Below are 20,284 nucleotides of genomic sequence, written 5' to 3'. Positions count from 1 at the left end.
TGGAGACAAGCACAATGAACCCCGTCCGTATCCTTTCAGCCATCGCCGCTTCCGCGGCCCTTGCCGCAGCGTCGAGCGCGGCCAGCGCGCAAGCTGCCTACCCTTGCCCCACGGTGAGGCTCGTATCGCCGTACCCGCCGGGTGGCACCACCGACCTGCTGGCACGGCTGATCCAGCCAGGCCTGACAAAAGAACTCGGGACCGTTGTGATTGTCGAGAACAAGGCAGGCGCGAGCGGCAATATCGGCACCGAATTCGTGGCGACCGCGGCCCCGGACGGCTGCACCCTGCTTCTGGCCAACAACACAGGTGTGGTGATCAACCGCAACCTGTACAAGCTGCGCGTGGACCCGGTGAAGGGACTCGCGCCGGTTGGACCGGTCGCATCGGTTCCCCTGGTGCTCTATGTCAGTTCGGGCGTGCCGGCAACGAGCCTCAGCCAGCTGGTTGACCTCGCGAAGAAGAATCCGGGCAAGCTTAGCTATGCGTCCGCTGGCAGCGGCAGCCCGCAGCATTTGATGGGTGAACTGCTCAAGCTGGAGCAGAAGATATCTCTCGTTCATATTCCGTACAAAGGCTCGGGCCCTGCGATCCAGGATGTCGTGGCGGGACAGGTGCAGATGTCTTTCGAGGCCATGAGTGTGATCGTGCCGCAACTCGCGTCGGGCCGCGTCCGCGCACTCGCCACGACGGGTGCCGTGCGCTCCGCGAGCCTGCCAAACGTGTCCACCATGAAGGAGCTGGGCATGCCCGACTTCGTGACGGAGAACTGGTACGGCTTGTTCGCATCGGCCAATACGCCGGCGGCGCTCGTGCAGCGCCTCAACGCCGCGCTCAACACCGTGCTCGATTCGAAGGAAGTCCGTGCGAGCCTCGACAAGATGGGCTCCACCGGCGTCAAGAGCACGCCCGAAGCGTTCACGAAATTCATTGCCGCGGAACTGCCCCTGTGGGAATCCGTGGTCAAGCGCTCCGGCGCGAAGGTGGACTGACCATGTCGGCATTCAACGGCATCGAGATCGCTCCTCGAGTGAAAGAAAACGTCGCTGCGCTGGAAGCCCTGCGCGGCTTGCCGACTTCCGTGCTCGGTGACGTGATGGGAGGTCGCCTTATCGGGACGACCGCATTGCGGCCGGTGAACCGCTCCGCAGTCAGCACGTGCGGAAATGCGTTCACGGTCCGGGTGCGTGCCGGTGACAATTTGCTGATCCACAAGGCCCTCGACCTGCTGCAACCCGGAGATGTTCTGGTCGTCGATGGCGAGGGAGACGTTTCGCGCGCACTCGTGGGCGAGATCATGATGACAACGGCGCGCGTGCGAGGCGCCGTGGCGTTCGTGATGGACGGCGCGATCCGCGACGTCGACGCGTTCGAGGAGCAGCGCTTCCCCTGTTGGGCCAGGGGCGTCAGCCTGCGCGGTCCTTACAAGGACGGCCCCGGTAGCATCAATGTACCCGTCACTGTGGGTGGCATGCAGGTCCGGCCCGGGGACGTGGTCGTCGGCGACTCGGATGGCATCGTCGCGGTGCCTGTCGCACTCGCCCGGGAAGCCGCGGCGAAAGCGCGCGACAAGGTGCGCGACGAGCAGGCAACAATAGGCGCCATCCTCGCGGGTACATACTCATCGGCCTGGGTGGATGCAATCCTCAGTCAAAAAGGCGGTTGAAAATCATGGAAAACCCAATTCTGCAGCGCCTCGCTGCGCTCGACACCAACACCGTTTCTGACGCCCTGGATTTCCTGGGATTGCCTGGAGCCACCTACGGGCTGCGGCCGCTCTGGAACTGCCCGAAGGTTGCAGGCCGGGCGAGCACTGTCCTGCTGGGACCGAAGACCGAGGCCAAACCCACCGTCCATCTCATCTCGCCCGTGATCGACGCCATCAATACGGACGACAGGGTGCTGGTGATCTCCGGCGGGCTCGAAGGGATCTCGTGCTGGGGTGACATTCTTGCCAACGCGTCTGCTGCCAAGGGAATTCGCGGCACGATCATTGATGGCTGCAGCCGTGACATCGAAGGCAGCGAATCCATCGGATATCCGGTGTACGGCAAGGGCATCACGATGATCAGCGCGCGCAACCGCGTGGTTCAGATCGCCTCCGCAACGCCAGTGCAAATGGCAGGCGTGACCGTGCGAGAAGACGACTACGTCATTGCGGATAGTTGCGGCACCGTCTTCATACCCCAGGAGCGGATCGGGGAAGTGCTCGCCCTTGGAGAGAAGATTAACCGCCGCCAGGATGGAATGGTCGCCGCCGTACGAGCAGGCCGCTCAGTCGCTGACGTGATGCATGACAAAGAGTTCGAAGCCATCGCTGTGGAGCCTTCCAAGTGACACACACTCACCACCCGTTGAACTCCCGGCTCGCCGCCGCACAACCTTCGGCAACCTATCGGATGATGGATCGCGCCGCGGCACGAAAGGCAGCCGGGAACGCGGTGATTTCACTGACAGCGGGTGAGCCCGACTTCGACACGCCGCGGCACGTGTGCCAGGCAGGGATAGCCGCCATTCATGCAGGGCACACGCGGTATACGCCGGTTGCTGGCTTGCGGGCACTGCGCGAGGCAGTGGCTGAAAAATACAGGCGCGAGAACGGGCTCGAAGTCGGCTGGCAGGACACTATCGTCTGCTCAGGCGGCAAGCAGGTGCTCTACAACGCACTCGCCGCCACGCTGAACGAGGGCGATGAGGTGATCATTCCGTCCCCGTATTGGGTCAGCTATCCGGAGATGGTGCAGATCTGTGGTGGCCGGTCGACAATCGTCCCGTGCACTGCGGCTACCGGCTTCAAGCTGACGCCTGCCGCACTCGAAGCCGCGATCACACCCAACACGCGGTGGCTGATTCTGAATTCCCCGTCGAACCCTACCGGCGCGGTGTATACCCGTGAGGAGCTCGAGGAGCTCGGGCGCGCGCTGCTTGCGCACCCCCATGTGCTCATCCTGTCCGACGACATCTACGAGCACCTGATCTTCGACGGAGCGGCGTTTCACACGATGGCTCAAGTCACACTGGAGCTGCGGGAGCGAACGCTGACGATGAATGGCGTGTCCAAGGCGTACGCGATGACGGGCTGGCGCATTGGATTTGGCACCGGCCCTCGTTGGCTGCTGGAGGCCATGGAGAAATTGCAAGGGCAACAGACTTCTGGTGCTTGTTCGATATCACAGCACGCAGCCCTCGCGGCGCTCACCGGCCCCAAGGGTTTCATTGCGGAAACCCGTGGCCATTTCCAGCGGCGCCGCGACCTGCTGGTTGGACTCCTTAACAATGCGTCAGGACTGCGGTGCGAGACGCCCGCCGACGCGTTTTATGCGTTTGCTTCATGTGCAGGACTGATCGGCAGGCGCAGCGCAGGGGGCGTGCTGCTCAATTCCGATGAAGCTGTTGCGATCGCGCTGCTGGAGGAAGCGAACGTCGGTGTGGTGCACGGCTCTGCCTTCGGCATGGCGCATCACCTGCGGTTCGCCTATGCGATCAATGACGAGTCCTTGCAGAAGGCAGGCGCTGCGGTCAAGGATTTCTGCGCCTCGACCTCTCCCGGCTGACAGTGCGCTGGCCACGCCCGCCCCAAAGGGCTGAAGCCAATTTATCCTGGAAATCTCACAGACTCCGCTGATTCACCCGCTTAGACAGCGCCTCGGCACTTTCCTTGCGCTCGCTGTACCGGTCAACCAGATAGGGCGACACGTCACGCGTGAGCAGTGTGAACTTCACCAGCTCTTCCATGACGTCGACGATGCGGTCGTAATAGGCCGAGGGCTTCATGCGGCCGGCCTCGTCAAATTCCAGGAAAGCCTTGGCGACCGAGGACTGGTTGGGAATGGTCAGCATCCGCATCCAGCGGCCCAGCACCCGCATCTGGTTGACGGCATTGAACGACTGCGAGCCGCCCGAGACCTGCATCAGCGCCAGCGTCTTGCCCTGCGTGGGGCGCAGCGCACCGTCCGCCAGGGGTATCCAGTCGATTTGCGATTTCATGATGCCGGTCATGGCGCCATGCCGCTCGGGCGAGCACCAGACCATGCCCTCGGCCCATTGCGCCAGCTGCCGCAGTTCCTGCACCTTGGGATGCGTGTCGGGTGCATCGTCGGGCAGCGGCAGGCCGCTGGGGTTGAAGGTCCGGGTCTCCGCGCCCATGGCCTGCAGCAGGCGCGCCGCTTCCTCGCAGGCGAGGCGGCTGTAGGAGCGCTCGCGCACCGAACCGTAAAGCAGCAGGATGCGCGGCGCGTGCGTGCCGGGCGCCGGGCCTCGCAGCCCGGTTACCGGCTGTACAAAAAGCGCCGGGTCGATGTTCGGCAGATCCATCGGCAAAAGACTAACGGCCTGCAACATGCTCTCCCCGCTCATTGACGACCTGTTCGCCGTCTTCCTTGGCGAACGCGTCGCGCTGCGGCAGGGGCAGGATGTCCAGCACGGCTTCCGAGGGGCGGCATAGGCGCGTGGACAGCGGCGTGACCACGATGGGCCGGTTGATCAGGATGGGGTGGGCCAGCATGGCGTCGATCAACGTGTCATCGCCCAGCGCGGGATCGTCCAGGCCGAGGTCCTTGTAGGCGGCTTCCTTTTGCCGGATCACCTCGCGGACGGGCACCGCCATCTGCGCGACCAGCTCCCGCAGCTTGTCCCGCGTGGGTGGCGTTTTGAGGTACTCGATGACTTCGGGTTCGATGCCGGCATTGCGGATCAGCGCCAGCACATTGCGCGAAGTGCCGCATTGGGGGTTGTGGTAAATCGTGACGGGCGGCATGCGTTTCACTCCTGGTAGTAGAAAACTGGCAGTAGAAAAATTGGGGCAATAAGGCAGGCGGTTGCCTCGATTCAATAATTCAATTATATTTGAACTATGGAATCTTTTACGCACCCCCCCGAACCGGGCACTCTCGATGAAAGCGCCGCCGTCAAGGCGCTGGCCGCCCTGGCCCAGGCCCAGCGCCTGCGGGCTTTCCGCTCCCTCGTCGTGGCCGGCCCCGATGGGTTGACGCCGGGGGCCATGGCCGAACAACTGGGCGTTGCGCCCAGCGCGCTGTCCTTTCACCTCAAGGAGCTGTCGCATTCAGGCCTGGTCAGCAGCGAAGCACGCGGCCGCAACCTGATCTACCGCGCCAACTTCAGCCAGATGAACGCGCTGCTGGGCTACCTGACGGAGCACTGCTGCGAAGGCGGCGCCTGCGAAGTGGGCCCGCGGGCCGATTGCGCTGCCTGCTAACCATCACCACACCCCCACACATCACCACTCCCAGGAGAGCACCATGAAACGCTTCCATGTCCACGTCCACGTGCAAGACCTCGCGCAGAACATCGCCTTTTATTCGGCCATGTTCGACCAGCAGCCCGCGCGCACCGAAGCCGACTATGCGAAGTGGATGCTCAGCGACCCGCCGGTCAACTTTGCCATCTCCACGCGTGGAAGCGCGCCCGGCGTGGACCATCTGGGCATCCAGGTCGACAGGCCCGAGGAACTCGAAGCCCTCAAGGCCAGCGCCACCCGCGCCGACATGACGCTGCTGAATGAAGGCCCCACCACCTGCTGCTACGCCCGCAGCGACAAATACTGGCTGACCGACCCGCAAGGCATCGCCTGGGAGCAGTTCCATACGCTGGACAGCATTCCAGTGTTCAGCGAATCAAAACCCGCATCAAATGAGGCTGACGCCCAATCCTGTTGTGCGCAATCCGCTACAAATAATGTAGCGACCATGCAATTTTCCAACATCCCGCAACAGGTCAAGGGCGCCAAAGCCTGCTGCTGAGAGACATCAAAAACATGATCCCGCAACCCATCAACGTCCCCATCAATGTCCTTTTCCTGTGCACCCACAACTCGGCCCGCAGCATTCTTGCGGAAGCCACGCTGAACCACATCGGCAAGGGCCGGTTCAAGGCCTATTCGGCGGGCAGCAGCCCGCGCGCAAACCAGCAACCCAATCCGCTCGGACTGCAGGTCCTGCGCGCCGCGGGCATTTCGACGGAAGGCCTGCGCAGCAAAAGCTGGGATGAATTTGCCCAGCCGGATGCACCGCACATGGATCTGGTCATCGCGGTTTGCGACAACGCAGCGGGTGAGGCATGCCCGTTCTGGCCGGGTCACCCCGCCACCGCGCATTGGGGTTATCCGGATCCGTCTGAAGGCGACGGCACCGAGGCGCAAAAGCTGGAGGCCTTCCGTAACACCCTGCACGCGATTCGCCGCCGCCTGGATTTTCTGGTCAATCTGCCGCCAGCCGGGCTCGACAAGCTGATGCTGCAGACCCAGGCACGCGATCTGGCCCGCTCATGAGCCACGCATCGTCCCGCCCAGCCCCTGAAATTCTCACCAAAACCAGCAGGCCTCAACTCAAGCACCAACTGCTCGCGGAGTTCCTGGGCACGGCTGCCCTGCTCTGCGCCGTGATTGGCTCGGGCATCATGGCCGAGCGCCTGAGCGCCGGCAACATGGGTGTGGCGCTGCTGGCCAACACGCTCGCTACCGTCTTTGCGCTCTATGTCCTGATTGAAGTGTTCGGCCCGGTGAGCGGCGCCCATTTCAACCCGTTGGTGACCCTGGTCTTATGGTCAAGAGGCATGCTGCCCCAGGAAAGGCGGGCGCAAGTCGCCATGCTTTTCATAGCGACTCAGTTGCTGGGAGCCATGGTGGGCGCCTGGGCTGCGCACGCCATGTTCGACATGAACCTGCTGCAGTTCAGCAGCAAGCTGCGCGGCGGCTGGAGTACCACCGGTGCGTTCAGCGGCTGGGGCCAGTGGCTGGCCGAAGCCGTCGCCACCGCCGGGCTGATCCTGGTGGTGTTGCGCGCGCCTGCACACAAGGCGCCAGCGCTGGTAGCCTGCTACATAGGCGCGGCCTACTGGTTCACCGCCAGTACCTCGTTTGCCAATCCGGCCGCTGTGCTGGGACGCATGCTGTCAGACAGCTTTGCCGGCATTGCACCCGCCAGTGCACCGGGTTTTGCGATGGCTGAAGCCGCCGGGGCGGTGGCGGGTGTGCTGCTCAACCGATGGCTGGGTGCCACGGGTACGCCATCCCACCCGGACTGAATGCAGCACCCTTGATCAATCCTCAGGGACGCCGATGGCCTCAGGTGCGCATCATTCCAGCCACTTCTGGAAAAACTGCGCCCGCCCCATGGCCGGGTCGAGCTGGTAGCCGGCAAAGCCCACGCGTTCATAGAGTCTGATGGCGCTGCGGTTGCCCTGCAGGACTTCCAGCGTGAGCTTGCAGGCACCCCGTTCGCGTGCAATCTGGTCGACCAGTGCCAGCATGCGCTCGCCCACCCGCTGGCCGCGGTGGCTGGGCAGCACGGCCACATCGTGGATGTTGACCAACGGGCGGCAGGCAAAGGTGGAAAAGCCCTCGATGCAGTTGATCAGGCCCACGGGCTGATCTCCATCAAAAGCCAGCACGCTGAACGCCTGGGGACGCGCGGCCAATTCCTTCACGAGGTGGGTTTTCGCATAGTCGCTGAGCGGCTTGGCGCCACCCGCCGCGTCCTGCGCGTAGGCATCCAGCAACTGGACCAGTGCGCTGGCATGCACAGGGTTGGTGTAGTCAGCCCGGCAGATGCGCAGGCAGGATGCTGAAGATTCAGTCACGCGGTCGTGTCTCCATGAAATGAGGACGTGATTTTAGGGCTGCACCGGTGTCGCCGCGCAAGAGCGTTACTTCGTCAGGATCGAAAGCCTCGAACGACTCCCGCACGAAGTCGAGAAAGGCATTGATTCGCGGCGCAACACTTGCACCTCGCCGGTGCAGCGCATAGACGTTGAAGCCATCGGTGCATTCCCAGTCGGGCAGCAAGCGGCGCAACCTGCCGCTCTCGATCAGAGCAGGGTCGAAGCAGGCCATCCGAATGACGCCTGCGCCACCCATCGCGGCAACAATCAGCCCTTCGCGGTCTGGCGTGACGACCCGCGGCGTGACGCGTACTGTGCTGGTGGCGCCGTCGCGCCTGAAGCTCCACTCGTAGGCGGGAACCTGCATCCACGGCCCGTGGAAGACCAGGCAGCGATGCGCGGCGAGATCCGCAGGTTCTTTGGGCTCCCCGAACCGGCGCAGATACTCAGGTGCTGCGTAAATGCCGGGCCGACCGAGTGCGAGGTGCCGCGCAACCAGGCGACTCGGCGGTGGCTCGCCGGCCATCAGCATCACATCGAAGTTTTCTGTCTGCATGGCCTTGGGATCCTGGATCGGTTTGCAGTCCAGTTGCACCTCCGGGTACCGGCTCAGGAACAGTGCCAACCGCGGCCACAGGATATAGCGGCCAATGGGTACCGGCATGCCGACCCGCAGTTTGCCGCTGACCCTCTGCGTCCGGCTTGCAACGGCTGACTCCAACTCCTGAAGGCGCGCCAGGATGTCGAGCGCGCGCTCGTACACCTGTACCCCGTCTTCCGTGAGTTGGATGCGCCGCGTGCTGCGGTGTAGCAATGTGACACCCAGCGTTTTCTCCAGGTCGGCCAGGCCGCGACTCACGGCAGAAGACGTCAGGCCCAGACTGCGGCCAGCGGCCACGAGGCTGCCTTGATCCACCACCCGCACCAGCATCTCAAGTCGGCCGCTCTTGTCCATGCAAACTCCTTGTTTCGTGGGCTTACCAGATTATTGAGAATATCTCACGATCGGTTTGCGCCAAGTTGGCTCGACAGGCGCGGCATCAGTGCCTACAGTGGCGCTAATACTCATTGCTGTACCACCATGGATACCTGCCGAACACCTCCAGTGCAGTCGCGCCGCCAGGCGATGGTTGCCGTCGCGGGCACGTTTGCCAGCCTGTGGGCACCGTGCCAGGCACAGACTGGCAAGCCCCCGCCGCTGCGCATCCTGGTCGGCGCGGCGCCGGGCACGGTGATGGATGTCGCGGCCCGCCAGATCGGCGATGCCCTGGAGCAGCAAACCGGTCAGGCCGTCGTGATCGACAACCGGGTTTCTGCCGGTGGCATCCAGGCCCTTATCGCACTGCGACAGGCACCTGCCGATGGCCTGACGCTCAGTTTGGTTCATGCGGTGCAGATGACCGCCGCGCCTAGCCTGTTCACGACGCTGCCCTACGACACGCTACGGGACTTCACGCATCTGGGAATCCTGTTCACCGGCCCTCAAGTCCTGGTCGTGCATCCTGCCGTGCCGGCGAAGTCCTGGCAAGAACTGCTCAACCTGCTGAAGGCGCACCCCGACAGGTACCGCTACGCGACACCGGGCAACGGCTCACCCGGGCATGTGACGATGGAGCAAATCAAGGCCACGGTGGGCGCCGAGGTACAGCACATCCCTTATCGCGGAGCAGCTGCGACCACGGCCGTGCTCGCCGGCGAGGTGGAACTGATGCTCGAAGGCGTCATGCCGTTGCTGCCGCACATCCGGGCCGGCAAGCTGCGACCGCTGGTCATCGGTGGCGCGCACCGGGTGCCGGCGCTACCCGACGTCCCGACGTTCGCGGAACAGGGGGTGGCGGGCATAGGCACCGTGTGGGTGGGCATGGTCGGGCCGCCGAACATGGCACCAGCCCTGGTGCGGCGCCTGAACGGCGCTTTGGCGCGCGCCGTGCTGTCGCCTGCGCTGCGCGACGCCTTCGAATCCACGGGCCGGGTGGTTGCGCCCGGTTCACCCGAAGCGATGGCGGACGCGATCCGCAGCGAGACCCCCATTTGGCGCGACGTGGTTCAGCGCGCACACATCAAGCCCGGCTGACGTCGCCCGACAGTCACAACTGCCCCTTCACTGTGCAGCCCCCTGAATGCAGCGGGTCGGGCTGCTGCATGCCTGCAAACCCCGCTGCGAAAGCGAAAGGACCAACGCATGTATGCCATCACGAGAGTTACCCTGGCCACGGCCCTTGCCGCCGCGGCCGGTCTGGCACCGGCCCAAGTGCCGCCGGACCTGGCCGAAAGGCTCAAAACCATGGGTCCGGTGGTGAACCCGGCCGCAACCGCCCAGCTGTATGCGGCCCGCAGCCTTGCGAAGGAGCCCTATGTGGAAACGCTGGTCGAACGCGACATCGCCTACGGCCCGGACGAGCGTCATCTACTGGACGTCTTCAGGTCATCGGTCGGCACCAATGCCGCCAAGCCGGTGCTTGTGTTCGTGCACGGCGGCTCCTTTGTCGGTGGCAATCGGCGCACGGGCCCGGGCAGTCCGTTCTATGACAACGTCATGCTCTGGGCCCTGCGCAACGGGATGGTGGGGGTGAACATGAGCTACCGGCTGGCGCCAAAGAACCCCTGGCCGGCGGGCGCCGAAGACATCGGCCAAGCCATCCGCTGGGTGCATGAGAACATTGCTCACCGAGGCGGCGACCCGGCGCGCGTCTTCCTTTTCGGCCATTCCGCGGGCGCGTCACACGTCGCTGCCTATGTCGCCAAGCCGGAGTTTCATCGCGTGCCGGGATCCGGCCTGGCCGGCGCAATGCTCCTGTCGGGCGTCTATCGCATCACCCCCGAGCTGGTGGCGCAATCCCCAACCTATCCGCGCTACTTTGGCACCGATACCGACAAGTACGCCGAGCGCTCCTCGCTCGAGGGCTTGCGGGCCACGCCTGTGCCCTTGTGGGTAGGCAGTGCGGAGCTTGATCCACCGCCATTCCGGGAGCAGGGCGAACTGCTTCGCGACAGTTTGCGCAAGGCGGGGAAAAGCTTCCGCTCTGTCGAATTTGCAGCCCACAGCCATATGTCGGAGGCGTACTCGATTCACAGCGACGACCACTCAGTGGGTGATGCGCTGTTGGGTTTTGTTCGGGGGCAATAAGCGGCTATCGACCCGAGCGTCGTATGCGCGCACGGCAGGGGCAAGAACCTGGGCTTCCTGCGGCCCTTAAAGCCGGTAAAGCCGTTTGGCGTTTCCCCCCAGGATGGCGGCCTGCTCCTCCGCGCTCAACCCGGCCAGGAGCTGCCGTGTTTCGCTTCGCCACTGGCTGTAGCTGCCGGCGAGTTCGAGCACCGGCCAGTCGCTGCCCCATACCAGCCGCGAGGCACCGAAGCAAGCCAGCACATGCGCAGCCCAAGGCCGCACCGTGCCGGGCAGAGGTGACGGGCCGGCCTCGGTCATCAGCCCGGAAAGCTTGCACATCGCCTGCGTTTCAGCAGCGATGTGTGCGATGCCGTCGGCCCAGGGCTGCCACTCGCCCGCCGCAATGGCGGGCTTGGCCGCATGGTCAATCACCAGGCGCAAATCCGGGTAGCGCAGGGCCAGCGTGAGGATGTGCGGCAGATGGGCCGACTTGACCAGGGCATCAAACACCAGGCCGCAATCCGACATGGCACGCAATGCGGGTGCCAGCGCGGGCTGCAGTATCCATTCGGCGTCATCGATGTCCTGCAGCATGGGTCGCAAACCTTTAAGGCGCGGATGCCGCGCCAGCGCCTCAATGCGGGCTGGCGCATCGGCAGCCAGCAAATCCACCCAGCCCACCACGCCCAGCACCGCCGGATGGGCATCGGCCTGCGCCAGCAGGAAATGCGTTTCAGCTTCTGTTGGTGCGGCCTGCACCAGCACGCCGCCGGTCACACCATGCGGGGTGGCTTGGGCCTGCCAGTCGCTCACGGCCACGTCACGGTAGATCGGCGCCAGGGCGGGATTCAGCCAGCCGTAATCGCCGCGGGCCAGTTGCCAGCAATGAAAATGCGCGTCGATGCTCATGGCGTGGGGGCCTCGGCAGGCAGCAGGCCCTGCTCACTCAGCTCCGCCCAGAAATCGGGCGGAATCCGGTGTTGCAGCATGGCCAGCGCGTCCTCCCACTCGGCCACCTGCCGGGCGCCCAGCATCACGATCTCCACCGCCGGATGCGCCAGCGGAAATTGCAGCGCTGCTGCGCGCAGCGGCACGCCGTGAGCCTCGCACACCGCTTCGATCTGCGCGGTGCGCTCCACCCACGCCCGCGCGGCCGGCGCGTAATTGAACGTCGGCGCGCCGCGACGGGTTCCGGTGGCGAGAATGCCCGAGTTGAAAACGCCGCCCAGCGCAATGCGCACGCCGCGCGCCACGCATTGCGGCAGCAGTTCGGGCAGCGCACTGTGGTCCAGCAGGCTGTAGCGTCCGGCCAGCATCAACACATCCAGGTCGGCCTCACGCAGCACCTGCAGCACCACCTCCACGTCGTTGGTGCCCAGGCCGATGGCGCGTACCAGGCCTTCCTGCTGGAGCTGGCGCAGGGCGGGCAGGGTTTCGTCAATGACCTGCCGAAGCACCTCTGGCGCACGCGCGCCGTGGGTCGCGGCATCGGGGTCATGCACATACGCCACGTCCAGCCGGGACAGGCCGAGGCGCTGCAGACTGTCTTCCACACTGCGTCGGGTGCCCGCCGCGCTGAAGTCCCAGGCCTGCCGGAAAGGAAGGATGTCGACATAGCCATGCTGGGCGCGCGGCGCGCTGGCATCCGGCTGCAGCACACGCCCCACCTTGCTGGACAGCACAAATTCGTCACGCGAATGGCGGCGCAGTGCGTCGCCCAGCCGGCGCTCCGACAGGCCGTTCCCATAGTGCGGCGCGGTATCAAAACTGCGGCAGCCGCTGGCCCAGGCGGCATCGACCAGCGCCCGGGCATCGTCATCGGTGACGGCGGTAAACAGGTTGCCCAGGGGCGCACCGCCGAGGCCAAGGCGTAGCCGGCTGGCGGCGCAAGGAGGAAAAAAAGACGACATGGCAGGGTAAATCCTGATAAAAGTTCAACTATGTTATAGCTAACATGTCAGTCATGAACACGGGGAAATCCCGTGGTTCGACCACTTTATTGATCACAAGCGCCCAGCTCACGCAAAACCGGCCCCTCTCTGCGCCACTCCATGCTGAAAAACATTCCGCCACTGCTCACACCCGACGCCCTCCACGCGTTGGCCAGCATGGGTCATGGTGATGATGTGGCGATTGTCGATGCCAATTTTCCGGCGGCGCGTGTGGCGCAGCAAAGCGGCGCCCGCCTGGTGCAGCTCGCGGGCGCCAGCGCACCGCAAGCCCTCAAGGCCGTGTTGCAGTTGCTCCCGCTGGATGATTTTGTGCCCGATGCCGCCTGGACCATGCAGATGGTCGGCAATGCCACCGCCATTCCCGAGCCGGTGGCCGAATTTGCGTCGGCGCTGGCCCAGGCAGGCGAGCGTCCTGCGGTATCGCTGGAGCGCTTTGATTTTTACGAACGCGCGCGATCAGCCTACCTGATCCTGCAGACCGGCGAGCAGCGCAAGTACGGCAACATCGTGCTGCGCAAGGGCGTCATTGCCAGCGACAGCGAGTGAGCGCGGGATATGAACAGCACGACCCACCCCGCTCCCACCAGCCTGCGCGCGCAGGCCTACGAGAGCTTTCAGCAGCAGATCGTCGACGCCAACATCCGGCCCGGCCAGTTCATCTCGCAGCGCGAGCTGATGCAACTGCTGGGCATGCCACTGGGCGCGGTGCGCGAGCTGATTCCACGCCTGGAGGCCGAAGGCCTGCTCAAGACCGTGCCGCAGCGCGGCCTGCAGGTGGCCCATGTCGACCTGAAGCTGATCAACAACGCCTTCCAGTTGCGCCGGCTGCTTGAGCGCGAGGCGGCGAGCCGCTTTGTCACCACCGTGTCCGATCGCGACCTGGCCGCCATCGAGCAGGCGCACCTGGACATCGTGCGGCGGGCACGCAAGGCGGCGATCGACGACGACCTGCTCAAGGATGCCACCGCAGTGGACTGGGGTCTGCACGACCTGATGATTGACGCGCTGGGCAACGAGCTGATTTCCGAGGTCTACCGCATCAACAGCCTGCGCGTGCGCCTCATCAAGCTCGAAGGCTCCACCCTTTCACCCGAAGTGCTGATTCCCGCCATGGAAGAGCACCTCTGGTTTATAGACGCCCTCAAGCGGCGCGACCCGCAAGCCGTGGTCGACCGCCTGAGCCACCACATCGAGAGTGCGCACCGTCGCGTACTCGGACTGCCGCGGCCGGACATGCCGTGGTCTTTGGAGAAACTTGTATGACCGAACCCCAAACTTCCACCAAATCGCGGGCTTTCCGTGGCATCTGGCCCGCCCTGCTCACGCCGCTGCATGCCGACCTGAGCATTGACCATGCCAAATTCGCAGCCCACTGCAAGTCGCTGATCGCCAGTGGCTGCCCCGGCGTCACCGCTTTTGGCACCACCGGCGAAGGGCCTTCGTTTTCCCTGGCCGAGCGCAAGGAAGCGATTGACCAGTTGATTAAAAATGGCATCCCTGCTGCTCAGATCATGGTCTCCACCAGCTGCGCAGCCCTGCCTGAAACCCTGGAGCTCACGCGCCATGCCGTGAATGCCGGCGTGCACGGTTGCCTGATGCTGCCGCCCTTCTTCCTCAAGGGCGTTTCAGACCAGGGTGTCATCGACTGCTACCGCTATGTGATTGACGGGCTGGCCGACGACAGGCTCAAGCTCTACCTGTACCACATCCCGCAAGTCACCGGCGTCGGCCTGTCGCACCATGTCATTGCCACGCTGAAAAACATGTACCCCAATACGATTCTGGGCATCAAGGACAGCGCCTGCAACACGGCGCATTCCGTGGGCCTGGCCGAGGCTTTCATGAAAGACCTGACGGTGTACGTCGGCTTCGAGCCCGACCTGCCGGAAATGGGGCGGCGTGGCAGCACGGGCGCCATCAGCGGCCTGGCCAACTTCATGCCGCGGGTGGTCAAGCGCCTGGTAACGCAGCCCGACGCTCCGGCCACGCCTGCGGAGCGCGAGCGCATCATCAAGCTGCTCGGCCTGCTCGAGGGCTATTCCCTTATGCCGGCGCTCAAGGGCATCATGGCCATGTTGAGCGGTGACCAGACCTGGCTGCGTGTGCGTGCACCGCTGGTTGCCTTGACGCCCGACGAATTCAAGGCGCTCGAAAAGAGCATCACTGCGTTCGGTATTGATACAAAATCCGACTGACCCGCATCAAACACTGCCTGATCCGCATTCAGCCCGTATTCAACGAGTTTGCAAGCAACTTAACGATTAACGACAAAGGAGACACCATGAAAACTTCCCTGCTTCGCCGCACCCTGCTGGCCACCGCTTCTGCCGTCATGCTGATGGGCGCCCTGCTGCCCGCCGCGCAGGCGCAAAACAAGATGGTGCTGCGCGTCTCCACGCCGGCCGTTCCCGACGACTGGCATGCCAAGATGTGGACCGTTTTCAAGGACAACCTGGAGAAAAGCGCGCCCGGCGAATTCGACGTGCAGATCAATCTGAACGCGTCGCTGTTCAAGCAGGGAACCGAGCCGGCGGCCATGGCCCGCGGAAATCTGGAGCTCTCCTCGATCTCCGCCTTTGACATTGCCAAGCTGATTCCCGAGTTCTCGGTCTTTACCGCCGGCTACATCGTGCGCGACCCGGACCACCAGCAAAAAGTGTTCAACGGCCCCATTGGCACCGAGATGTTCAAGACGGTGTCTGAAAAAATGGATGTGACGCCGCTGTCCACCGTGTACCTCGGCACCCGGCAGGTCAACCTGCGTGAGGCGCGTAATGTCAAGACCCCTGCCGACCTCAAGGGTGTGAAGCTGCGCATGCCCGGCTCCAAGGAATGGCTGTTCCTCGGTGAAGCACTGGGTGCCACCGCCACGCCCCTGGCTTTTGGCGAGGTCTATCTGGGCCTGAAAACCGGCACCATCGATGGTCAGGACAATCCCCTGCCTTCCGTGCGTGCCGCCAAGTTCTATGAAGTGACCAAGCAGATCGTGCTGACCAGCCATCTGGTGGACGGCATCTTCATTGCGATCTCCAACAAGGCGTACAACGCCATGAACGCAACGCAAAAGCAGAAGGTCAAGGCGGCTGCGCAGGCCGCCTCCAGCTACAACAACGAGAACCGCATCAAGGAAGAAGCGCAACTGGTTGACTTCTTCAAGCAGCAGGGTCTGCAGGTCACCACGCCCGATGTGGACGCCTTCCGCAAGTCGGTGCAGGCCACTTACCTGAACTCCGAGTACGGCAAGAGCTGGCCCAAAGGCCTGCTTGAACGCATCAACGCCACCAAGTAAGCACCCCGTCAAAGCATGAAAACCTGGCCAAAAAAAGCCGCCGACCTGATCGGCGGCGGGTTATTCCTGACCCTGTTTATCGTGTTTGTGATCCAGGTCACGGCACGGTTCGGGTTCAACAAGCCGATGGCATGGACCGACGAAGCCGCCGTGATCCTGTATGTCTGGGTCATTCTCTGGGCGGCGGCGTTCGTCGTTCCCGAGCGTGAGCATGTGGTGTTCGATCTGCTCTGGAACAGCGTCAGCCAGCGTGCACGGCAGGTGATGCAGATCGTCGGCAACCTCACGATTGGCGGCCTGGCGCTTTGCGGCATTCCGGCCAGCTGGGACTATGTCCATTTCATGGCCCGCGAAGGAACGCCCGTGCTGGGCCTTTCCTTCATGTGGGTCTTTTTGCCTTTTGTGCTGCTGCTGGCGGCACTGGTTGTTCGCTCTGCGTGGGCCATCTGGAACGCGATTCGGGGTATTGGTCTTGAAGCGGAGCTGCGCATATGACATCCGGAATCCTCGTTCTAGTTCTCGTGCTGGCGGGCGGCATGCTGCTGCGCATGCCCATCGGCTTTTCCATGCTGGCCTCCGGCATTGCCTACCTGATGGTCAAGGGGCAGGACATCGGCCTGGTGGCCGAGCAGGTGGGTAATGGCCTTTACAACAGCTACGTGCTGCTGGCCGTTCCGCTCTTCGTGTTTGCGGCCAACATCATGAACGCCGGCACCGTGAGTGAACGTATTTTTGACTTCTGCCGCATTCTGGTCGGGCGTGTGCGCGGTGGCCTGGCCCAAGTGGATATTCTGGTCAGCGTGGTGTTCTCGGGCATGAGCGGCAGCGCCATTGCCGACGCGGCCGGGCCCGGCCTGGTCACCATTCGCCAGATGCTTAAAAAGCCGGAATACACACGCGGCTTTGCGGGTGCCGTGGTCGTGGCCAGCGCCACGCTGGGCCCCATCATCCCGCCTTCCATTCCCATGGTGATTTACGCACTGGTGTCGGGCGCCTCGGTCGGCGCGCTGTTTCTCGGTGGCGTGGTGCCGGGCTTTTTGATGGCGATACTGATGATGGTGGTAGTGCATTTCATTGCCGTCAAACGCAACATGCCGCGAGAGGACAAAATCCCGCTGAGCGAATGGCCGGCCATCGTGTTTCGCGGCGCCCTGCCGCTGTCCATGCCCATCGTGCTGCTGGGCGGCATTTACTCCGGAATTTTCACCCCCACGGAAGCCGCCGCCGTGGCTGCTTTTCATGCGCTGATTCTGGCCGGCGTGGTCTACCGCGCCCTGACGTGGCGTGCCTTCTGGGGCGTGGTGATGGAGTCCACCCGCGGCAGCGCCGTGATCACCATGATCCTGGCGGGCTCCTTCATGCTCAACTATGCGTTCACGGCCGAAGGCGTGCCGCAGGCCATGGCCATGTGGGTCGACAGCATGCACCTCTCGCAGATCAAGTTTTTGCTGCTGGTCAACGTGATGTTCCTGGTGCTGGGCTGCTTTCTCGACGTGTCTGTGCTGCTGCTGGTGTTTGTGCCCATGCTGCTGCCCGCCGCCAAGCTGCTGGGCGTGGACCTGGTGCACTTTGGCGTGCTGGTGGTGCTCAACATGATGATCGGCCTGATTCACCCGCCCTTTGGCATGCTGCTGTTTGTGACCAAGGCGCTGACCGGCATCCCGATTGGCGAGATGATGAAGGAAGGCTGGCCTTTCCTGGTCATGCTGCTGCTCTTGCTGCTGGCCATGACATGCTTTCCGCAAATTGTGCTGTGGCTGCCGCAAACCATGGGCTACGGAGCGAAATGACTCTCCCCGAAGCGCCTGCGGCACCTCCCCTCAAGGGGCGACTCCAGCGGCCCGGCAAAGCCGGTTCCGCGGCGTCCGCTTGGCGGCATCGGGCACGCCTCACATCTGGCGCTTCACCAAGGATGCCGCGATATGAATGACGACGTGAATGCCGAGGTGGTCTGCGTGGCCAGTTGGAATGCCGACCTGATTTCGCACGTGGCACGGCCCATTGCCCGCGGCGAGACGCTGATGGCCAGTGCGTTCAACGTCAGCCCGGGCGGCAAAGGCAGCAATGCGGCCGTCGCGGCCGCCCGCCAGGGTGCGCGTGTCGCGCTCATCGCCCGCATTGGCGATGACGACTTCGGGCGCATGGGGATGGCGCTGTGGCACGCCGAAGGCATTGCCACCAACCATGTCGAGCGCGCCGCCGGCGAGCGCAGTGGCGTGGCCCAGATCCTGGTCTATGACGATGGCGACAACAGCATTGCGGTGTGCCCCGGTGCGGGTTCTGGCTTGGGCGCACCGCAGGTACAGGCGGCCCATAGTGTTCTGCGCGGCTGCCGCGTCGTCATGGCATCCTGTGAAGTGCCTGTAGAAGCCACGCTGCAGGCCTTCAGGCTGGCCCGAGAGGCCGGGGCCATCACCCTGCTGAACCCAGCGCCGGCACGTCCCCTGCCAGAAGAACTGCTGGCACTGGTCGACGTTCTCACGCCGAACGAAAGCGAGCTCTATCAGCTCGCCGGTGCGGCGCATTCAGGGTCGGTGGACGCCGCCGCAAATCACCTGCTGGCAGGTGGTACCCGCGCCGTGCTGGTGACGCTGGGCGCCGCCGGCTGTCGTCTGTATCAAAGCGGGCATGCCCCGACGGGCCTCGCCGGTCGCAGCATGGCCGTGCTGGACACCATAGGCGCCGGCGACACCTTCACCGGTGCGCTGGCAGCGGCCCTGGCACGCGGCGAGCCACTCGCGAGCGCCATGCAATGGGCCAATGCCGCGGCGGCGCTGTCGGTGACCCGACGCGGTGCCATTGACGGCATTCCCGTACGCGCAGATGTTGCGGCCATGATGGACCAGGTCGCCGGGCAATAATCCGCCCGGCTTCAGGCGCTGAATCCGCCGCCATGCTCCAATCAAACGGCCATGCACATGGCCATATTCGCTATTATTTTTATAGCACAAAGCACCCTGCCTAGTTGCAGCGAGGTCTAGTACTTCGACACAGAGGTATCGGAACACAATGAAAGCGATGGATTCGGGCCCAGGCCTAGGCGCAAACCGCAGACATAGCCGTAGCTATGGCGAGGATTTGCAACGACGGCATGGGCTCGAAGGCGCGCTTTCATGTTTCGATATTTCTGGGTCGGAGTACTAGGCATGCTCAAAGTAGACGAACGTGCTGCGGGGAAAGATGTGCCGATAGAAAGGACGCGCAAGAACACGCGCGAGGTTTTTGGCTGCAAGCAGGCCGGATGCGCTGTTGTACAGCTTGAAGAAATTTGGCCGTACGGGCTTCAGGCCCAGCGTTTTACCGAACGCAACCAGTGAATCGTGATTGAAGGCGTTGACGTGCTCAAGCGGCGCGATGGGCATTTGATGCGCTGGCGACAGGGCATTGAAATCACCATGCCGGGCCAGCTTTTTCAGCGAAGGCCCTGCGTTGGGCACGCTGATTTTGATGAGTCCATCCACAGCCAGAGCCTGCGCCAGGCGCTCAAGAACCGCCCGGGGCTCAGTGAGGTGCTCGAAGACCTGTTCTGTATGGATGAAGCGGAATTTTTTAGCGGGTAGATCGGCGAGTTCTACAACCTTGATCCCCACCGATTGGCCATGCCGAAGGCGTTCCTCAGACAGCTCAACACCATACACATCACAGCCATACGCCATGGCCATGCGGGACCAGTGTGCCCATCCGAACCCAAAGTCAAGAACACTCAATTCACCCGGTGGAACGCCGAAGTATTGAATGACATACTGAACCTGCTCGGCCAGGTAGCGGTAGTCGTCAAGACTGTAGTTTCGGTGGGTCCTGTCCAGTTCGGTTCCGGGAACCCAGCCGTTGTAGATTTCGTCCAGCAACCGGTCATCAGGCACCTGTTTTTGAAAAGCCAGGGTACAGCTGTTGCAGCGTACCAGTTCGTAGGAACAGGCATCCGCAGCGTCGCCGGCATTGCCTTCGTAGTGCCTCGCCATGTAGTTCCTGATGCCCGGGCCGCCATATGACTCTTCATAGACGACAGACAGCGAATCCGACAGGCAGCCGGGACAGTGGTTTCGGGATTTCATGACAGGGCGATAAGGCATTGACGTTCCGTGTGTAAAAAGGAATACGGTGAACGCCGGGGGAGCACGCCGGACGAAGGTCACGGGTGCAGTCGCACATTCAACGCGCATGGAAAAGCAAGCGCACTTGCCAGCCATTTGTGCGACCGCGTATGAAATGGTGAAAAAGCTCGACCCAAACGGTTGCGCACGCAGCCACTCTATCGCTCATGAGATGAGCGGTAGTAACCCTCTGTAATGAGGTGCTTGTTTAAGTTTGTGCGAC

The 20,284-nt window shown here is 63.3% G+C and carries 24 protein-coding genes; 17 read left to right on the top strand and 7 right to left on the bottom strand.

Annotation, left to right across the window (positions count from 1 at the left end):
* The first annotated feature begins 14 nt into the window (after positions 1-14).
* The 4 genes from AC1DUB_RS10940 to AC1DUB_RS10925 all read left to right on the top strand — a co-directional run bounded on the left by AC1DUB_RS10940 (position 15) and on the right by AC1DUB_RS10925 (position 3,554).
* Positions 15-992, top strand: a complete 978-nt coding sequence (locus AC1DUB_RS10940; RefSeq protein ID WP_477729544.1) for a Bug family tripartite tricarboxylate transporter substrate binding protein — start codon at positions 15-17, stop codon at positions 990-992.
* A gap of 2 nt (positions 993-994) precedes the next feature.
* A complete protein-coding gene (locus AC1DUB_RS10935; RefSeq protein WP_477729543.1) occupies positions 995-1,666 on the top strand; it encodes an RraA family protein in 672 nt (223 codons plus the stop codon).
* Between the two features lie 5 nt (positions 1,667-1,671).
* On the top strand, positions 1,672-2,337 hold the full coding sequence (locus tag AC1DUB_RS10930; RefSeq protein WP_477729542.1) for an RraA family protein: 666 nt from the start codon (positions 1,672-1,674) through the stop codon (positions 2,335-2,337).
* Positions 2,338-2,399: 62 nt separating this feature from the next.
* Positions 2,400-3,554, top strand: a complete 1,155-nt coding sequence (locus tag AC1DUB_RS10925; protein ID WP_477729588.1) for a pyridoxal phosphate-dependent aminotransferase — start codon at positions 2,400-2,402, stop codon at positions 3,552-3,554.
* Between the two features lie 55 nt (positions 3,555-3,609).
* On the opposite strand, the gene arsH is transcribed toward AC1DUB_RS10925, so the two are convergent.
* Both arsH and arsC read right to left on the bottom strand, forming a co-directional pair.
* Positions 3,610-4,341, bottom strand: a complete 732-nt coding sequence (gene arsH, locus AC1DUB_RS10920) for an arsenical resistance protein ArsH (protein ID WP_477729541.1) — start codon at positions 4,339-4,341, stop codon at positions 3,610-3,612.
* A complete protein-coding gene (gene arsC, locus AC1DUB_RS10915) occupies positions 4,325-4,756 on the bottom strand; it encodes an arsenate reductase (glutaredoxin) (RefSeq protein ID WP_477729540.1) in 432 nt (143 codons plus the stop codon). The genes arsH and arsC overlap by 17 nt, the downstream gene beginning before the upstream one ends.
* A gap of 96 nt (positions 4,757-4,852) precedes the next feature.
* Here arsC and AC1DUB_RS10910 point away from each other — a divergent pair, with 96 nt between their 5' ends.
* The 4 genes from AC1DUB_RS10910 to AC1DUB_RS10895 are packed head-to-tail and all read left to right on the top strand — an operon-like array spanning position 4,853 to position 7,041.
* On the top strand, positions 4,853-5,215 hold the full coding sequence (locus AC1DUB_RS10910) for an ArsR/SmtB family transcription factor (RefSeq protein WP_477729539.1): 363 nt from the start codon (positions 4,853-4,855) through the stop codon (positions 5,213-5,215).
* Between the two features lie 43 nt (positions 5,216-5,258).
* The gene (locus AC1DUB_RS10905; RefSeq protein WP_477721074.1) at positions 5,259-5,759 is read left to right on the top strand and encodes an ArsI/CadI family heavy metal resistance metalloenzyme; all 501 of its coding nucleotides are present in this window, start codon (positions 5,259-5,261) and stop codon (positions 5,757-5,759) included.
* A 14-nt stretch (positions 5,760-5,773) separates the two neighbouring features.
* Positions 5,774-6,286, top strand: coding sequence for an arsenate reductase ArsC (locus tag AC1DUB_RS10900; protein ID WP_477729538.1), 513 nt, complete (start codon positions 5,774-5,776; stop codon positions 6,284-6,286).
* Positions 6,283-7,041 (top strand): aquaporin, encoded by a 759-nt coding sequence (locus AC1DUB_RS10895; RefSeq protein ID WP_477729537.1) that lies wholly within the window; start codon positions 6,283-6,285, stop codon positions 7,039-7,041. Before AC1DUB_RS10900 ends, AC1DUB_RS10895 begins: the two co-directional genes overlap by 4 nt.
* Before the next feature lie 51 nt (positions 7,042-7,092).
* Here AC1DUB_RS10895 and AC1DUB_RS10890 read toward each other — a convergent pair whose 3' ends face one another.
* A complete protein-coding gene (locus tag AC1DUB_RS10890) occupies positions 7,093-7,596 on the bottom strand; it encodes a GNAT family N-acetyltransferase (RefSeq protein ID WP_477729536.1) in 504 nt (167 codons plus the stop codon).
* Positions 7,589-8,572, bottom strand: a complete 984-nt coding sequence (locus AC1DUB_RS10885; RefSeq protein WP_477716915.1) for a LysR family transcriptional regulator — start codon at positions 8,570-8,572, stop codon at positions 7,589-7,591. The genes AC1DUB_RS10890 and AC1DUB_RS10885 overlap by 8 nt, the downstream gene beginning before the upstream one ends.
* Positions 8,573-8,698: 126 nt before the next feature.
* Here AC1DUB_RS10885 and AC1DUB_RS10880 point away from each other — a divergent pair, with 126 nt between their 5' ends.
* Both AC1DUB_RS10880 and AC1DUB_RS10875 read left to right on the top strand, forming a co-directional pair.
* Positions 8,699-9,691: a Bug family tripartite tricarboxylate transporter substrate binding protein gene (locus AC1DUB_RS10880; protein ID WP_477716916.1), complete on the top strand. Its 993-nt coding sequence runs from the start codon at positions 8,699-8,701 to the stop codon at positions 9,689-9,691.
* A 108-nt stretch (positions 9,692-9,799) separates the two neighbouring features.
* Entirely contained in the window at positions 9,800-10,744 is a 945-nt protein-coding gene (locus tag AC1DUB_RS10875) for an alpha/beta hydrolase (RefSeq protein WP_477729535.1), read from the top strand.
* 66 nt (positions 10,745-10,810) lie between these two features.
* Here AC1DUB_RS10875 and AC1DUB_RS10870 read toward each other — a convergent pair whose 3' ends face one another.
* Entirely contained in the window at positions 10,811-11,635 is an 825-nt protein-coding gene (locus tag AC1DUB_RS10870; RefSeq protein WP_477716918.1) for an amidohydrolase family protein, read from the bottom strand.
* On the bottom strand, positions 11,632-12,636 hold the full coding sequence (locus AC1DUB_RS10865; RefSeq protein WP_477729534.1) for an aldo/keto reductase: 1,005 nt from the start codon (positions 12,634-12,636) through the stop codon (positions 11,632-11,634). Before AC1DUB_RS10865 ends, AC1DUB_RS10870 begins: the two co-directional genes overlap by 4 nt.
* Positions 12,637-12,777: 141 nt before the next feature.
* Between AC1DUB_RS10865 and AC1DUB_RS10860 the strand changes: the two genes are divergently transcribed.
* From AC1DUB_RS10860 to AC1DUB_RS10830, 7 genes are all read left to right on the top strand, one after another.
* Complete coding sequence (locus AC1DUB_RS10860; RefSeq protein WP_477729533.1) at positions 12,778-13,224, top strand: RbsD/FucU family protein; 447 nt, start codon at positions 12,778-12,780, stop codon at positions 13,222-13,224.
* Between the two features lie 9 nt (positions 13,225-13,233).
* On the top strand, positions 13,234-13,941 hold the full coding sequence (locus tag AC1DUB_RS10855) for a GntR family transcriptional regulator (RefSeq protein WP_477729532.1): 708 nt from the start codon (positions 13,234-13,236) through the stop codon (positions 13,939-13,941).
* A complete protein-coding gene (locus AC1DUB_RS10850) occupies positions 13,938-14,873 on the top strand; it encodes a dihydrodipicolinate synthase family protein (RefSeq protein WP_477729531.1) in 936 nt (311 codons plus the stop codon). Before AC1DUB_RS10855 ends, AC1DUB_RS10850 begins: the two co-directional genes overlap by 4 nt.
* An 86-nt stretch (positions 14,874-14,959) precedes the next feature.
* On the top strand, positions 14,960-15,967 hold the full coding sequence (locus AC1DUB_RS10845; RefSeq protein ID WP_477716923.1) for a sialic acid TRAP transporter substrate-binding protein SiaP: 1,008 nt from the start codon (positions 14,960-14,962) through the stop codon (positions 15,965-15,967).
* A 15-nt stretch (positions 15,968-15,982) separates the two neighbouring features.
* The gene (locus AC1DUB_RS10840; protein WP_477716924.1) at positions 15,983-16,462 is read left to right on the top strand and encodes a TRAP transporter small permease; all 480 of its coding nucleotides are present in this window, start codon (positions 15,983-15,985) and stop codon (positions 16,460-16,462) included.
* A complete protein-coding gene (locus tag AC1DUB_RS10835; protein ID WP_477716925.1) occupies positions 16,459-17,757 on the top strand; it encodes a TRAP transporter large permease in 1,299 nt (432 codons plus the stop codon). The genes AC1DUB_RS10840 and AC1DUB_RS10835 overlap by 4 nt, the downstream gene beginning before the upstream one ends.
* 132 nt (positions 17,758-17,889) lie before the next feature.
* Entirely contained in the window at positions 17,890-18,828 is a 939-nt protein-coding gene (locus AC1DUB_RS10830; RefSeq protein WP_477729530.1) for a ribokinase, read from the top strand.
* Between the two features lie 279 nt (positions 18,829-19,107).
* On the opposite strand, the gene AC1DUB_RS10825 is transcribed toward AC1DUB_RS10830, so the two are convergent.
* Positions 19,108-20,103, bottom strand: coding sequence for a class I SAM-dependent methyltransferase (locus tag AC1DUB_RS10825; RefSeq protein WP_477729529.1), 996 nt, complete (start codon positions 20,101-20,103; stop codon positions 19,108-19,110).
* Positions 20,104-20,284: the final 181 nt, after the last annotated feature.

The sequence above is a fragment of the Polaromonas sp. P4_F9 genome, assembly GCF_056401235.1.
The sequence above is the reverse complement of the archived record's forward strand: the minus strand, read 5'-3'. Positions and strand labels throughout refer to the sequence as shown.

What these genes read in the sequence shown, in the direction of transcription:
- AC1DUB_RS10900 (WP_477729538.1), top strand. Translation starts at nt 5,774, where the DNA reads ATGATCCCGCAACCCATCAACGTCCCCATCAATGTCCTTTTCCTGTGC.
- AC1DUB_RS10910 (WP_477729539.1), top strand. Translation starts at nt 4,853, where the DNA reads ATGGAATCTTTTACGCACCCCCCCGAACCGGGCACTCTCGATGAAAGC.
- AC1DUB_RS10860 (WP_477729533.1), top strand. Translation starts at nt 12,778, where the DNA reads ATGCTGAAAAACATTCCGCCACTGCTCACACCCGACGCCCTCCACGCG.
- AC1DUB_RS10855 (WP_477729532.1), top strand. Translation starts at nt 13,234, where the DNA reads ATGAACAGCACGACCCACCCCGCTCCCACCAGCCTGCGCGCGCAGGCC.
- AC1DUB_RS10865 (WP_477729534.1), bottom strand. Translation starts at nt 12,636, where the DNA reads ATGTCGTCTTTTTTTCCTCCTTGCGCCGCCAGCCGGCTACGCCTTGGC.
- AC1DUB_RS10850 (WP_477729531.1), top strand. Translation starts at nt 13,938, where the DNA reads ATGACCGAACCCCAAACTTCCACCAAATCGCGGGCTTTCCGTGGCATC.
- AC1DUB_RS10830 (WP_477729530.1), top strand. Translation starts at nt 17,890, where the DNA reads ATGAATGACGACGTGAATGCCGAGGTGGTCTGCGTGGCCAGTTGGAAT.
- AC1DUB_RS10925 (WP_477729588.1), top strand. Translation starts at nt 2,400, where the DNA reads ATGATGGATCGCGCCGCGGCACGAAAGGCAGCCGGGAACGCGGTGATT.
- AC1DUB_RS10905 (WP_477721074.1), top strand. Translation starts at nt 5,259, where the DNA reads ATGAAACGCTTCCATGTCCACGTCCACGTGCAAGACCTCGCGCAGAAC.
- AC1DUB_RS10885 (WP_477716915.1), bottom strand. Translation starts at nt 8,572, where the DNA reads ATGGACAAGAGCGGCCGACTTGAGATGCTGGTGCGGGTGGTGGATCAA.
- AC1DUB_RS10870 (WP_477716918.1), bottom strand. Translation starts at nt 11,635, where the DNA reads ATGAGCATCGACGCGCATTTTCATTGCTGGCAACTGGCCCGCGGCGAT.
- AC1DUB_RS10835 (WP_477716925.1), top strand. Translation starts at nt 16,459, where the DNA reads ATGACATCCGGAATCCTCGTTCTAGTTCTCGTGCTGGCGGGCGGCATG.
- AC1DUB_RS10840 (WP_477716924.1), top strand. Translation starts at nt 15,983, where the DNA reads ATGAAAACCTGGCCAAAAAAAGCCGCCGACCTGATCGGCGGCGGGTTA.
- AC1DUB_RS10940 (WP_477729544.1), top strand. Translation starts at nt 15, where the DNA reads ATGAACCCCGTCCGTATCCTTTCAGCCATCGCCGCTTCCGCGGCCCTT.
- AC1DUB_RS10875 (WP_477729535.1), top strand. Translation starts at nt 9,800, where the DNA reads ATGTATGCCATCACGAGAGTTACCCTGGCCACGGCCCTTGCCGCCGCG.
- arsC (WP_477729540.1), bottom strand. Translation starts at nt 4,756, where the DNA reads ATGCCGCCCGTCACGATTTACCACAACCCCCAATGCGGCACTTCGCGC.
- AC1DUB_RS10880 (WP_477716916.1), top strand. Translation starts at nt 8,699, where the DNA reads ATGGATACCTGCCGAACACCTCCAGTGCAGTCGCGCCGCCAGGCGATG.
- AC1DUB_RS10935 (WP_477729543.1), top strand. Translation starts at nt 995, where the DNA reads ATGTCGGCATTCAACGGCATCGAGATCGCTCCTCGAGTGAAAGAAAAC.
- arsH (WP_477729541.1), bottom strand. Translation starts at nt 4,341, where the DNA reads ATGTTGCAGGCCGTTAGTCTTTTGCCGATGGATCTGCCGAACATCGAC.
- AC1DUB_RS10845 (WP_477716923.1), top strand. Translation starts at nt 14,960, where the DNA reads ATGAAAACTTCCCTGCTTCGCCGCACCCTGCTGGCCACCGCTTCTGCC.
- AC1DUB_RS10895 (WP_477729537.1), top strand. Translation starts at nt 6,283, where the DNA reads ATGAGCCACGCATCGTCCCGCCCAGCCCCTGAAATTCTCACCAAAACC.
- AC1DUB_RS10930 (WP_477729542.1), top strand. Translation starts at nt 1,672, where the DNA reads ATGGAAAACCCAATTCTGCAGCGCCTCGCTGCGCTCGACACCAACACC.